Source organism: Fusobacterium sp. IOR10 (assembly GCF_010367435.1).
Lineage (GTDB): Bacteria > Fusobacteriota > Fusobacteriia > Fusobacteriales > Fusobacteriaceae > Fusobacterium_B.
This window is the reverse complement of sequence record NZ_WJWY01000006.1, coordinates 1-14,259: the sequence shown is the minus strand read 5'-3', so window position 1 is coordinate 14,259 and position 14,259 is coordinate 1. Positions and strand designations below refer to the sequence as shown.

The 14,259-nt window shown below is 28.2% G+C and carries 14 protein-coding genes; 1 reads left to right on the top strand and 13 read right to left on the bottom strand.

Annotation, left to right across the window (positions count from 1 at the left end; translation table 11 throughout):
• The first annotated feature begins 2 nt into the window (after nucleotides 1-2).
• The gene (locus tag GIL12_RS02405; protein WP_163468760.1) at nucleotides 3-1,343 is read left to right on the top strand and encodes a UDP-glucose/GDP-mannose dehydrogenase family protein; all 1,341 of its coding nucleotides are present in this window, start codon (nucleotides 3-5) and stop codon (nucleotides 1,341-1,343) included.
• On the opposite strand, the gene GIL12_RS02400 is transcribed toward GIL12_RS02405, so the two are convergent.
• The 13 genes from GIL12_RS02400 to GIL12_RS02340 are packed head-to-tail and all read right to left on the bottom strand — an operon-like array spanning nucleotide 1,333 to nucleotide 14,012.
• Nucleotides 1,333-1,476, bottom strand: coding sequence for a hypothetical protein (locus tag GIL12_RS02400; RefSeq protein WP_163468759.1), 144 nt, complete (start codon nucleotides 1,474-1,476; stop codon nucleotides 1,333-1,335). The two genes, GIL12_RS02405 and GIL12_RS02400, sit on opposite strands and share 11 nt — an antisense overlap.
• A gap of 19 nt (nucleotides 1,477-1,495) precedes the next feature.
• Complete coding sequence (locus GIL12_RS02395; RefSeq protein ID WP_163468758.1) at nucleotides 1,496-2,725, bottom strand: U32 family peptidase; 1,230 nt, start codon at nucleotides 2,723-2,725, stop codon at nucleotides 1,496-1,498.
• A 36-nt stretch (nucleotides 2,726-2,761) separates the two neighbouring features.
• Nucleotides 2,762-4,099, bottom strand: a complete 1,338-nt coding sequence (dnaB, locus tag GIL12_RS02390) for a replicative DNA helicase (RefSeq protein ID WP_163468757.1) — start codon at nucleotides 4,097-4,099, stop codon at nucleotides 2,762-2,764.
• Nucleotides 4,100-4,104: 5 nt separating this feature from the next.
• Complete coding sequence (rplI, locus tag GIL12_RS02385; RefSeq protein WP_163468755.1) at nucleotides 4,105-4,551, bottom strand: 50S ribosomal protein L9; 447 nt, start codon at nucleotides 4,549-4,551, stop codon at nucleotides 4,105-4,107.
• 27 nt (nucleotides 4,552-4,578) lie between these two features.
• Nucleotides 4,579-5,421, bottom strand: coding sequence for a hypothetical protein (locus GIL12_RS02380; RefSeq protein WP_163468753.1), 843 nt, complete (start codon nucleotides 5,419-5,421; stop codon nucleotides 4,579-4,581).
• A complete protein-coding gene (dnaX, locus tag GIL12_RS02375; protein WP_163468751.1) occupies nucleotides 5,421-6,878 on the bottom strand; it encodes a DNA polymerase III subunit gamma/tau in 1,458 nt (485 codons plus the stop codon). Before dnaX ends, GIL12_RS02380 begins: the two co-directional genes overlap by 1 nt.
• 33 nt (nucleotides 6,879-6,911) lie before the next feature.
• Nucleotides 6,912-8,303 carry a sigma-54 dependent transcriptional regulator gene (locus tag GIL12_RS02370; protein WP_163468749.1) on the bottom strand — a complete coding sequence of 464 codons (1,392 nt, stop codon included), beginning with the start codon at nucleotides 8,301-8,303 and terminating at the stop codon, nucleotides 6,912-6,914.
• Between the two features lie 15 nt (nucleotides 8,304-8,318).
• On the bottom strand, nucleotides 8,319-9,197 hold the full coding sequence (locus tag GIL12_RS02365; RefSeq protein WP_163468747.1) for an energy transducer TonB: 879 nt from the start codon (nucleotides 9,195-9,197) through the stop codon (nucleotides 8,319-8,321).
• A gap of 10 nt (nucleotides 9,198-9,207) precedes the next feature.
• Nucleotides 9,208-9,642 carry a biopolymer transporter ExbD gene (locus GIL12_RS02360; protein ID WP_163468745.1) on the bottom strand — a complete coding sequence of 145 codons (435 nt, stop codon included), beginning with the start codon at nucleotides 9,640-9,642 and terminating at the stop codon, nucleotides 9,208-9,210.
• A gap of 5 nt (nucleotides 9,643-9,647) precedes the next feature.
• Nucleotides 9,648-10,256 (bottom strand): MotA/TolQ/ExbB proton channel family protein, encoded by a 609-nt coding sequence (locus GIL12_RS02355; protein ID WP_163468744.1) that lies wholly within the window; start codon nucleotides 10,254-10,256, stop codon nucleotides 9,648-9,650.
• Between the two features lie 15 nt (nucleotides 10,257-10,271).
• Nucleotides 10,272-10,604 carry a hypothetical protein gene (locus GIL12_RS02350; RefSeq protein WP_163468743.1) on the bottom strand — a complete coding sequence of 111 codons (333 nt, stop codon included), beginning with the start codon at nucleotides 10,602-10,604 and terminating at the stop codon, nucleotides 10,272-10,274.
• On the bottom strand, nucleotides 10,567-13,467 hold the full coding sequence (locus tag GIL12_RS02345; protein ID WP_163468742.1) for a tetratricopeptide repeat protein: 2,901 nt from the start codon (nucleotides 13,465-13,467) through the stop codon (nucleotides 10,567-10,569). The genes GIL12_RS02350 and GIL12_RS02345 overlap by 38 nt, the downstream gene beginning before the upstream one ends.
• Before the next feature lie 5 nt (nucleotides 13,468-13,472).
• Nucleotides 13,473-14,012: a DUF116 domain-containing protein gene (locus tag GIL12_RS02340; protein WP_163468740.1), complete on the bottom strand. Its 540-nt coding sequence runs from the start codon at nucleotides 14,010-14,012 to the stop codon at nucleotides 13,473-13,475.
• Between the last annotated feature and the right edge of the window lie 247 nt (nucleotides 14,013-14,259).

Below are 14,259 nucleotides of genomic sequence, written 5' to 3'. Positions count from 1 at the left end.
ATATGAATATTGCAGTAATTGGAACAGGTTATGTGGGACTAGTTCAAGGAATTATAATGGCAGATTTCAATCATAATGTAACCTGTGTGGATATAGATATTGATAAAATAAACAGACTACAAAGGGGGGAAGTTCCAATATATGAACCTGGATTAGAAGAGCTTTTAAAGAAGAATATTCTTAGGAAAAAAATCACCTTTACATCAAATATAAAATCTGCAATTAAAAATTCTGAAATTATATTTATAGCAGTGGGAACACCTCCAGCAATGGACGGATCTGCTGACTTACAATATGTTTTAAATGTAGCAAGGGAAATTGGTGAAAATATTGAAGATTATAAGGTTATTGTTAATAAATCCACTGTGCCAATAGGAACTGGTGAGCTAGTAAAGGATACTTTAGAAAAGGAGCTTAAAAAAAGAAATACCCCTGTGGAATTTGATATAGTTTCCAATCCAGAATTCTTAAGAGAGGGAAAGGCAGTTGAAGATTGTCTTAACCCTGATAGAATAGTTATAGGTTATGACAGCACAAAGGCTCTAAATATTATGAAAGAACTATATGGGAAATTAATAGAAAAAAATATTCCCTTTGTTTTTACTAATATAAAAACCTCTGAAATGATAAAATATGCATCTAACGCTTTTCTAGCTGTGAAAATATCATTTATTAATGAAATCTCACTTTTAGCAGAAAAAGTTGGAGCTAATACAGATGACATATCCCTTGCTATGGGAATGGACAATAGAATTTCCCCTAAATTTTTAAAATGTGGACCTGGATATGGAGGTTCTTGTTTTCCCAAGGATACCAAGGCCCTTGTTAAAATTGGAGATAATGTTGGGGAAGAAATGTCAGTTGTAAAGGCTGCTATTTATGCTAATGAAAAACAAAAATTTAAAATTGTTGAAAAAATAAAAAAAGAAATGAATGGACTAGAGGGAAAAATTATTGGAATACTTGGGCTTTCCTTTAAGCCTGATACTGATGATGTGAGAGATGCACCTAGCATTGATATTATAAAACATTTAATAAACAATGGGGCCAAAATAAATGCATACTGCCCTAAGGGAATGAAGGAAGCTAAATGGAGGTTGCATGATTTTAATAATAAAATCCTTTACTGTGAAAATGAGTATGAGGTTTCAAATAAAGCAGACTCAATTGTATTAATAACTGAATGGTCTCAGTTTGAAAACTTAGATTTAAATAAAATGAAAAAAAATATGAGGGATAATTTCTATTTTGATTTAAGAAATATCCATAATAAAAATACTGAAATAAAAAAGATATTTAAATATTTTCCCTTTGGAAAAAAAGATCATCCCATTATCTCATAATGGGATGATCTTTTTTCTTTTTATAATATTTATCATAATACCTTAGCATTAATCCAACAAAAATTAATGGCAAGAGAATTATCATTGTGAACCATTTTACTAAACGATTTGAAGCTTGATTAATATATTGCATAATAGCCTCCTAGGAATAATTAATTTGACCCCTTAACTATTCTAATCATATCTAAAACTTCCATTTTTATATTTGTTTTAATTCTAACTATTGAATTGGGATTTGCAAATAAAGTTTCTGATTCATGACCACGTTTATCAATTAATATCATTTTAGGTAAAGTAAATTCAATTGCCTTTGTATTTGGAGTAACAACTTCTAGAACTTCTCCACTTTCCACTCTGTTTCTAATATCTAAAATATATTCATCACTTGAGACTTTTTCAATAACTTTAGCAACTAGTTGATGAGTTTGGCTGTATGAATTTCTATCGTTATAGTTTTGACCATCTACACCTGGATTTCCAAAATAAAAACCTTTAGTATACAATCTATGAGATGTTGATTCCAATTCCTTTAACCAATTTTCATCAAAAACATATTCTCCAGCATTGTATTTATCTATTGCTTCCCTATATGCTTTTACTGCATTTGCAACATAATAAATTCCCTTCATTCTTCCTTCAATTTTTAGAGAATCTACCCCTGCATCTAAAATTTGATCTATTATATCTATTGTACATAAATCCTTTGAACTAAAAATAAATGTTCCATGTTCATCTTCAAAAACTGGCATATATTGACCTGGTCTTTTTTCTTCCATTAGAGAATATCTCCATCTACAAGGTTGAGCACAGTCTCCACGATTTGCATCTCTTCCTGTAAGATAATTACTAAGTAGACATCTTCCTGAAATAGACATACACATAGCTCCATGCACAAATACTTCCAATTCTATATCTGGAACTTTAGCTCTAATTTCTTTAATGTTTTCCAAAGAAATTTCCCTAGCAAGAACAACTCTCTTTGCTCCCATATCCTTCCATATTTTAACAGAACGCCAATTTGTATTACTAGCTTGAGTACTTACACTAATTGGAATATTTGAATTTTCTTTAACTATTTGGAAAACTCCAAGATCAGCTACAATAACTCCATCTACTCCTATTTTATCTAAAAATCTAACATACTCAGGAAGTACTTCTAAATCCTCATTGTGTGGTATTATATTAAGTGCCACATAAACTTTCTTTCCAAGATCATGTGCATAATTTGCAGCCTTTTCCAATTCTTCATTTGAAAAGTTATGACTTCCAGCTCTTAGGTTAAATATTTTTCCCCCAAGAAATACAGCATCAGCTCCATAATGAAATGCCATCTCCATTTTTTCATAGTTTCCTGCTGGTGCTAATAATTCTACTTTTTTCATTTGATAATTCCTCTCTTATATATTTTATACTTATATTTAATCAATTGCAGTTGTAAAATCTCCAAATTTTGTAATCTCATTAAAGAATTTAAGTTTAACTGTTCCAACTGGTCCATTTCTTTGCTTTCCAATTATTACTTCTGTAATTCCCTTTTCCTCAGAATTTTCATTATAATAATCATCCCTATAAAGAAACACAACCATATCCGCATCTTGCTCAATTGCTCCAGATTCTCTTAAATCTGAAAGCATAGGTCTTCTATCAGCTCTTTGTTCAGGAGCTCTAGATAACTGTGATAGGGCTATTATAGGGACATCTAATTCCCTTGCTATTCCCTTTAGTGATCTAGAAATTTCAGAAATTTCCTGTTGTCTATTTTCTCCCTTACCTGCACTTTTTATTAATTGAAGATAGTCAACTATTATAACATCTAACTCCCCTGCTATTTTTAATTTTCTAGCTATTGATCTTATTTCTAGAACATTTACATTGGGAGTATCTGCAATATGAATGTTTGAGTTTGATATTTGCCCACAGGCAATACCTATTTTTCCCCATTCCTTATCCAATAAAAAACCATTTCTTATTTTTTGTAATCCTATTCCTGATTCCATTGAAATAAGTCTTTGAAGTAATTGGGAACTAGACATTTCCAAACTAAATAGTAATATTCCTTTATTATCATTAGTTGCCATATTAAGGGCCATATTAAGAGCTAGGGCTGTTTTTCCCATTGCAGGTCTTGCTGCTATAATTACTAAGTCTGAAGGGTGAAAACCACTTGTCTTATCATCAAAGGATACAAATCCTGATGATATTCCTGAGGTCATTCCCTTATTGTTCATAATTTGCTCTAATCTTTTAATTTCATCTGAAATTGCCTGTCTCATATCAACTAATTCTTTTGAATCCTTTGTTTCAGAAATTTTAAAAATTAAGCTTTCTGCCTTATCTAAAATAACATCAACATCCTCATAACCTTCATAGGACATTTCAACTATTTTAGTTCCTGCTGATCCTAATTTTCTCAAAAGAGATTTTTCCTTAACAATTTTAGCATAGGAAAGAATATTTGCTGCTGTTGGAACCTCTTCTAAAATATCATAGAATATAGATTCTCCACCAATTTCATCAAATTTATTAATCTTCTTTAAATTATTCATAACAAGTAGTGGATCTATACTTTCTTGGTTAGTATAACATACTCCCATAGCATCAAATATGTATCTATGTCCTACCTTATAAAAATCTTGACTGGAAATAATTGCTGCAACCTCACCATAAATATCAGGTCTTAAAAATATTCCCCCTAGCACAGCTCTTTCTGACTCTAAACTGCTTGGAACTGACTTTAACTTTTCTAATCTATCCATATATTTTATCCTTTTGTTACTACTGTTATTTCAGCCTTTACATCCCTGTGTAATTTAACTGTTACTTTATGTTCCCCTGTACTTTTAATGTTTCCTTCTATTTTTTTTCTGTCTATTTTTTTCCCATATTTATTTTCTATTTCTGCAGAAATTTCTTTATTTGTAATAGCTCCAAATAATTTTCCATTATTCCCAACTTTTACCTCTAAAACTAATTTTTCCTTTTCCAATAGATTTTTCACATCAATTGCCTTTTGTTTTTCTTCTTCATCTCTTTTTGCTGCTTTTTTCTTGTCATTTTCAATTTTTTTCAAAGCTTCAGGAGTTGCTAACATCCCTTTGTTATTTTTTATAATGAAGTTTTTTGCATAACCTTCAGAAACTGATACTAAGTCTCCTTTTCTTCCTTGTCCTGCAACGTCCTCTGTAAGTATTACTTGTATTTTTGCCATTTCTCATCCTCCAGTATTTTTTTCTTGTTATTTCTTATTTTTTTTATTGTCTTCTTTGATCACGTTAAATTTTATTATTTTAAAACTTGCTAGTCCCCCTAATATAAAGAAAACATTAGGGAAATAAAAAACTATGACTATTGAAAGTACATGTTTTAAAATATCAAATCTTATTTTAGTCCCTATAAGATTATATAATATTTTAGCTGCATATACAATATAAGATATTTTTGTTATAAGTAAAATGTTTTGTAATAACAAACTATCCATACCAAAATATTCTTTTCCTATAAATGGAATAATATAAAATAATACCCATATATATGATAGGTTCCAGCCACTATAATGCTTTCTCCCCCTTGATAAATATGTTAAATAAGTCATAAGACCAACATAAGTATAAATAAGGAAATATTTATAATCTCTAATAAAATTAAAGACTAGTTTTAAATCTGTTTCTGACATTTTATAATTATTAACATACATATCTTCAACTAATTTTTTGATTTCTAGTATATCTGTTTTTAATAATCCCATGCATATTACAATTAAAATTGTTGATATTATAGAAGTTATAACCATTCTATCAAAAATTTTAAATCTTGAATTCTTAATCTTAGCATCCTTAAATACATAAAACATTATTTCTATTGTTAAAAAAATCGATACATATATTAAAGCATTTTCATAGCTAGTAACAGCTATTCCTGCTATTATAACTATATTTGTAAGTATATGTTCTTTCAAAGTAAAAGCTAAACCATTTTTTATTTTATAGCTTGGTAACATAAAACCAGCAACTGGTATTATCATAGCTAAACTATACAATAAAATTGAAATTAAACTATACTTTATCATCTTTTTATTCATTAATCTTCTCCCCTTGAAAAGAAGTCCACTACTTTAGACAGTGTATCATCATCACTTGCTTCTATTTCATTTTTTTCTTCTGCTACTGTATACTTCATTTTTATTTTAGATTTTGTCATACTTTGAACTATATCTTGAAAAGGAATATTATAGTACTCACTTTCAAGTTGATCCTTTGCAAATAAACTGTCTCCTAAATCTATGTATAGGAATCCATTATCTACTTTAGTTGGTTTTGCTGTTATTAAAAAAGCCCCGTAAGGAGGTTTTTTACTCTTTGCCTTATCCACAATATCATTCCACATTGATTTTATATCTTCTATTGTAACATCTACTTTTTCTTTCTTTCTAGAATTCTTTTCCTTAGAATCCTTATACACAATTTTTTCCTTTATTATTTCTTTTATTTGTGCTTTTTCTTCATTACCACTTGTTCTAGGTTCTTTTTTTAATAAATTATTTAAAACAACATAACCTAAAAGTCTCTTATCCTCTTCATATTTAAACTTATTTAATGAATCGTAAACTTTTCCAATTATATTTAGTCCCTCTTCCACTTTCACACTTTCATTTACCAAGGAATCCTTCATGTATCTTGCAAAATCCTTGAAAAATTTTTCAATGTCAAAGGATTCTTCCCATAGTTTATCTAAAAACTTAACTCCATTCATCATTGATCCAGACTTTATAGTTTCATAAAACTCCTTTAACAAAGTCTTTGAAGTTGAACCAAGGATTCTACTAGTGTCTTCCTCTTTAATTTCATTACCAAGGCAAGATACAATGACTCTTTCAAGTACAGATATTGCATCTCTCATACTTCCCCCAGATATGTCATAAATAAGTTCTAAACTTCCATCATCTATTACAACTTTTTCAGCTTCACAAATTTCTTTAAGCTTATCTTTAGATTCCTTAGGTGTTAAAATTTGAAAATCATATCTTTGACATCTTGATATAATTGTAGGTAAAATTTTATCTGGTTCAGTTGTTGCTAGTATAAATATAACATGAACAGGTGGTTCTTCTAAAGTTTTTAAAAGAGCATTAAATGCCTCTTTAGTTAACATATGAACCTCGTCAATTATATATATTTTTTTTCTACCTTTACTAGGTTGATAATTTATTTTTTCCTTTAAATCTCTTATTTCATCAATACCCCTATTTGAAGCAGCATCTATTTCTATTAAATCTATAAAACTTCCATTGTCTATAGCTTTACAATTTTCACATTCATTACAAGGAACACTGCTAATTCCGTTGTTAATACAATTTATTCCCTTTGCAATAAGTCTTGCACATGTTGTTTTCCCTATTCCCCTTGGTCCACAGAAAAGATAAGCTTGAGACATTCTATCATTATCTAAAGAATTTTTTAAAGTTCTTATTATATCAGCTTCCCCTGCTATTTCTTCAAAGTTCTTAGGTCTATATTTCCTATATAGCGTTGTTTGCACAATAGCCCCCTTCATAAAATTAAGTTAAATTACTTAATCTAACTCATAATTACCCATTTTTGTTCTAAGGGTATTTCTAGTAATTCCTAATAGTTCAGCAGTTTCTACTCTTTTTCCGTTGGTTATTTCTAAAACTTGTCTTATTAGTTCCTTTTCAACCTTTGAAATTATATGTGTATAGTAAGCTGTTTTCCCATTTGATTTATATGCTGTTATTTCCCCTTCTATCCAATCTCCAAGTATCCAATTTTGAATGTCTCCCTTTCTCTTAACTGGTTTATTTCCCAAAACATTACTTGGTAAATCCTCAATTAATACTGAAGTTCCTCTACACAAGGCAACAGCAGATTTCATTGCATTTTTTAATTCATTAACATTTCCAGGCCAATCATATCTCATTATTTTTTTCAAAGCAGGTTTACTAATTCCCTTAACTGATTTATGAAGTTCTGCATTACAATCAACTAAATATCTATCTATTATAAAGGGAATGTCGTCCTTTCTTTCTCTTAGTGGTGGAATATTAATTTCTAGAACCCTTAATTTTAAATATAGTTCTTCTATAAATTCCCCATTTGTTATTGCCTCTTCTAAATTTGCACTTGTAGTTGCTATTATTCTAATATCAGTTTTTATAGGATCTGCTCCACCCATTCTAAAAAATTCCTTTTCTTGTAATAAATAAAGGATTTTTGATTGAATGTCCAAGTTTAAAAACTCAATATTTCCAAGATGTAAAGTTCCACTATTGGCCTTTTCCAAATCCCCTGCTTGGGAAAATACTGCTCCTTCAAAGGCTCCCTTTTCATATCCAAACAATCTTCTTTCTAACAAAGAATTTTGAAATGAAGTACAGTTGATACTTATAAATGGTTTTTTAGAAGCATCACTAAATTGGTGTATTGCATTTGCAACACTTCTCTTTCCAGTTCCCTTTTCACCTACTACTAAAACTGGAACCTTATTTATTGCAACCTTTCCTATTTTCTTATATACTTCAACTATTTCCTTAGTTTGACCTATAAGCTTATCCCCTGTATTTTTATTCTTATCAACTCTTTCAGCTAATAATTTATGATCCTTTACAGATTTTTCAATAATTTTAATAACTTCTTCACTTGATATTGGTTTTAAAATATAATCATAGGCTCCTGCTTTAATACTTCCTGCTACTACTTTTAGATTTGAACTTTGACCAAGTATTATTATAACAGCTTTCTTTTGAAATTCTTCAACTTTTCTTATAATATTTATTAAAGTTTCTGAAGGTAGTTGCATTTCTTCTATTAAAATACACTCATATTTTTTTCCCTTTACTGTATCCATGAACTCTGTAACATTATTAATAACGTTTAATTCATTATCCATATTATTTTCTAGCTTTTCTGCTAACTCATCTTCCAATCTAAAACCTAATAATTTCACTTTATCCCCCTTGTTTTATATTCCCTTTAGTTTAAAAGAATACTCTAATATTACCTTTCCTTTAATTCTTTGACCTCTTTTACTTAGATATATATTCCAAGTTCTTCCAATGGTTTCTATAGCTGTATTTATTTCAGGTACTCCACTTCCCTTTTCCATAATTAAATTAATAACTCGACCATTTGCATCAATGTCAAGTTTAACCTTTACAGTTCCTTGCATTCCTGAAAGTTCAGCTTTCTCTGGATACTTAGGTTCCTTGTTAGATCCATCCCATCTAGCTATGATTTCTGCATCTTCAACTCCTAATTTGTATCCACTAGGAAGTCCTTCAACTTTTCCTTCCTTTACCTCTATATCTCCACTTCCATTTTTGTTTTTAATATCTATTGCTTCATCCTTTGATTCTGAAGCAATTTTATCAATTATTTTAGAGTCATTGAAGATAGAACTATTTTTATTTACTCCATCACTATCTTCCCTTTCTAATTTAACCTGCTCTTTATAGCTTTTTTCATCAGACTTTATAGAATTTAATTTTTTGTTAATAGCTGATTTATTAGAGGTTAAAACATCTAGAGAAGGTGTCTTTAAAGACTTTGAAATTTTCATAAGATTTAAATTTTTCTCTCTTTTTATTCTCTTTCTTTCCTCTATTAAATCTTGTTTAGTTGTATCTAATATTTCTTTTTTCTCAGCTTTTTTCTTATTTGGTATCGCTTTGTCCTTAGCTTTAGATGTATATTTTTGTTTTTCTAGAGCAACTAGTCCAACTTTTAATTTTTTATCCTTTACATCCTCTACTTTATCTAAGCCTGGTATACAGATAAGAATTATTAAATTTATAATAATAGCCAAAGAAAATGAAATTGCATCACTTTTTTGTATTTTCATAAATTATCTCCTATTTTAATACTGTGTCAATGTCTAATTCCTCTGCACCAGCTTCTTTGGAAATTGTCATAATTTCAACAATAAATCCATAGTCTATAGATTTGTCTCCACTAATAATTACATTCTTACTTTCTGACTCTCCAAGTACCTTTGCTAATTTTCCCTTAAGATTTCCCTTCTTAACAACTACCTTTTTATTTTCCTTTCCATCCTTATATTTTAAATAAATAGTCTTTTTCCCTGTTATACTAATTTGTAAATCTTTAACAGGTTTTAATTCTCTTATTGTTGATTTTGGAAGCTCTATTTTTATACCTGTATCAACATCTTCAAATGTTGTTGCCACTAAAAAAAATATAAGAAGTAAGAAAACTACATCTATAAGAGGAGTTAATTCTAAAACGATATTTTTATTATTACGTCTTCTGAAATTTTGAAATTTCATATTACTTACCTCCTAAAATAGTTTATTACCTCAACACTACCCTTTTCCATATCATTTACAATGTCATCTATTTTTTTATTATAGTAGTTATAAATAATAAGAGCTGGTATAGCTACAAATAGACCCCCTGCAGTTGTAAATAAAGCCTCTGAGATTCCTTCAGCTAATATTGAAGCATCCCCTGTTCCGTGAATTGCAACAGCTTGAAAGGCTTTAATCATCCCTGTAACTGTACCTAATAACCCAATAAGAGGTGTAACGTGGGCTACCATAGAAAGTATCCACATATTTTTTTCCAAACGGGGAATTTGAGCTAGAGCTTGTTCCCTTGCCTTTTCTTCTAACACAACAATACTTTTTGTGTCTTTATTACATGATGTAAATACTTCCTTAAGAACTTTACCTGTGGAACATTTAGTTTTACCTAAATATTCTATCACACCTGGTAAATCTCCCTTTTCCAAATATTCATTAATTTCTTCCTTTAAATCGTCAAACTTTCTCTTTTCTGAAACTTTAAAATATATAAATTTTTCTATTATTACCCCAGTTCCTAGTACAGACATTAAGATTATAAAATACATTAATGCTCCACCGTTTTTTATCCAGTACATAAATTCCTCCTAAAATTATAAGGCTATTCCAATAGCAACTATCCCAACTACACCTAATAAGATCTTTAAAAAAGAAGTATCCTTTTTAACTTCTCCAGATAATTCATTTTGTAAATCACTATCTTTATTTAAAACCCCTTGTTTTTCATTCTTTATATTTTTATCAGAAATTTTAGCTCTCATTCCTTCTACATTTTCTGTTTCTAATTTTACCCCACTATCTTTTATTTCCCTTGTTTCAATAGTTTCCTTATTAATTCCTGTAACCTCCTTATCAAGAACTACATTTTCAGCAGCAAATAACCCTGCACTACAACTTAGCATCATTATTACTAACATTTTTTTCATCTGTAATCTCCTCCTTGTCTTTAATTAAAAATTGTTCGTATTTTTTTACAGTTTCTTTATTTAATCCAGTAAGTTCATTATAATATTTATCAGAATTTATCTTATCTTCCTTTCTTAGGGACAAGATTAATAATTTCTCAACTAAATATTCCAAGTATGAATCAGCATTTGGATCATTATATACTTCTTTGTATGCCTTTATAGCCTTATCAATATTATTTTGAGCCTCGTATATTCCACATATATTTATCTTAGAAAGTGTTACATATTTGCTTTGAGGATAAATAACTATTACCTTGGTAAAGCCCTTTAGAGATTCCTCATATTTTTTATCATTCTTATCTAAATAAGCTAGTCTAAATGTGGCTAAATCTTTGTATATACTAGAATCTAATTTTAAAGTTTCACTATAATATTTTCTAGCCTTATCATATGATTTTATTTCATAATTATACTCTCCTAAATTTTTAAGAGCATAATCCCTGTAAAATTTACTATCTAATAAAATTTTATCTTCATTTAAAGCTTTTCCTGTCATACCTTTTTTTCTGTAATAATGAGAACTGTAATAGCTTTTTTTAAACTTATTATGAATCTTATCTATCCATTCTTTTCCAGAGTCTATATTATCTTGTAAAATATAGACATCTAGGATATTTTCTAGTATTTTATCCTTTTCTAAAACATCAGTTTCCTTTTTAAATAGAGATGCATACTCCTCTATAGCCTCATCATAATTTTTTGTTTCAGATAAATATTTCCCTCTTTTTAAAAGAACAGTTTTATAATATACTGAATTTGGATAATCATCTAGAAATTCTTTACTTTCCATTAAATATTCATCAAATTTTTCCAAGTTAAAGTAACAGCTTATAGACCAATACTTAGCTATTTCCTTATAACCCTTTATTTCATTTGAATTTATTATTTCTTCAAATAGCTCTAAAGCTTTCTTATAATTTTTTTCAGTGTAGTATGAATCTGCTATTTGATACTTAGAATAGGAATGGAAATTAGAGTCCTTTCCTAATTTTTCATAATATTTTCTAGCATTATTATAATCTCCAAGCCTATAATAACTTATTGCTACCCTGTTTAAAACTTCAGAAGTTAAATAATCATTGTTATTATCTAAATAGAATTTTCCCTCTTTAATTGTTTCCTTGTATTTTTCCCATAGGAAATAATTTTTTATAATATTGAACTTTGTTTTTTCAAGTAAAACATTATTTGAAGTTTTTTCCAAAAGACTTTTAAATAATTTATCTGCATTTTCATATTTTCCTATTCCAATATAGGCAATACCCTTTAAATAAATGTTGTCCTCTGTATTTTCTTGACTGTCTAAATATTTAATTGTAACTGCATATTTTTTTTGGTTAATTAAAAGATCTATTAATTTTCCTCTTATTTCCTTGTCATCATGGGTTTTTAAATAATCCACATATGCCTTTTCAGCTGAGATTAAATCATTTCTTGAAATTTCAAAATCTGCAACTGCCAAATAAATTTCTCTTCTATATTCTTCATCTTCCTTGTAAAGGTTTTTATAGTCTTTAAATAATTCTTCAATTTTATCCTTGTCCCCAATTTCACTGGTGATCAATATATATTTACTCATATTCTTTGCAGTTGAATAATCTGTATATATTTCTTTTATATAGTTATTTGCCTTTTCATAATCTTTTAATTCATAAAAGGCATTTAATAGCACCATTCTTAAATCATTATATTTTTCACTGTCTGAAACATAATCTTCTAAATATTTTTCATAATTGATAACTGCTTCATAGTCCTTGTTTTTATCTAGGGATAAAATAATATAATATCTTTTATTAAATGTGTAATATCTTCCCTGTATACTTGTAAATTCCTCTATAGCCTTTGAATAATTTCCAATTTTATAAAGGGCGTAGGCATAGTTATACTTACTTTCATCATCCTTTTTCCCTATTATCTTTTCATAATATTCTATTCCCTTTTCAAACTGCTCCCTTAAAAGAAAATAGTTTCCCACAACTTTGGAACTTTGATTTTTTAAGTAAGTATTTTCTATAGTTGGATATAATTTTAAAGCCTCTTGTATATCTCCACTATTTAAATATATCTCAATTAAGGAAACCTTTCCCTTTTCAGTGTATATATAACCAGGATTATTTTCTATTAAAGATGAAAAATATTTTATTGCTGTTTCAATATCATTTTTCTTATAGCTAATAGTTCCTAGTATATACTTTGCTAAAACTATATTTTCAGGTTTTTTCTTGTTCTTAAAGTTATAATACTTATTTATATAACCTAGGGCTTCCTTATACTCTTTAATATTAACATATGCAAGGGACATATATAGGAAACTGTCTTCATAATTATCCCCCTTTAAAGAGATTGCCTTTTTAAATTCCTTAATAGCTGAAATATTATTCTCGTTGTCCACAAGTAACATTCCTGTTCTAAAAAGTGCATCTTCATAACTTTTTTTTCTTTTCTTTAACAACTCTTCATAGTAACTGGATTTTTGAATATTCCCATATAATTTGTTTATTCTATATAAATATGAATAAACTTCCATTCTCTCACTTCTTCCTAATTTGTAATTTCTCAAAAGATTTTCAAAGGAATCACTGGATTTTGAATAATTTTTATTTAAATATTCAACTTTACATATTCTAAGTGCTAGATTTTTATTATATTTTGACTGGGGATATTCCATAATAAATTTTTTAGATTTAATAACTGCTTTACTATACTGTCCTTTAGAGTATAAAGTGTTTAAATTACTTAAATCATCCTTCATATCCCCATAGGCAACATTTGTAATAATTGAAATAATTAAAGCAATCTTCATTAATCTTGGGTTTTTCAAATTGATCACTCCTTATAATATAATTTTTTCAATATTTCCTCCACCTCATCTAAATCTATATCAGTATTTATACAAGGGGATCCCACTATTTGATTAAATATTCCATATATATTCTGAGAAAATGCATCATAAATACCAGAAATTAAATCCCTTTTACATGCAACTGCAATAATAAAATCTGGATGCTTTTCCCTTAAATACAATCTTGCCAATGTTCCACCTGTGGCTATTTTCACATCAACATTATATTTTTCTTTAAACTCTAAAAATCTATAGATTTTACATTTTTTACATCTAACACAATTTTCAATATTAGATGTTATTTTATATTTGCAATCATAACTTTGAATACAATGAGGTAAAAGAATTGAAATATTTTTTATTTCTTGCTTATTTATATTTTTTAAAACTAATTTATTGTTATATTTCACAAAATTTACAGCTACATTATTTCTTTTCTTTTGGTCATGAATTTTCTTTTCACTCATTAAATATGAAATATAATAGCAACTATAAATGATCTTGTGAAAAAATGTTTTGGTCATTTATTCACCTCACTAAGATTTTTTTTTATACATTAAGATTATATCACAACTTTAGACTATTTTAAACATCTAAAAGTTTTACATAAAAAAAAATGGGCATAAAAATGACCAATTTTTTTTGGGTCTATAATATTTGGTGTTGGTATTTGTAAAAATACTAATGCCTTTATTTTTTGCAAAAAAAAATTGAGACAAATAAAAAAATCCGTTACAATTAAGTTGCGACACCAAAAGAAAGGATGTGATT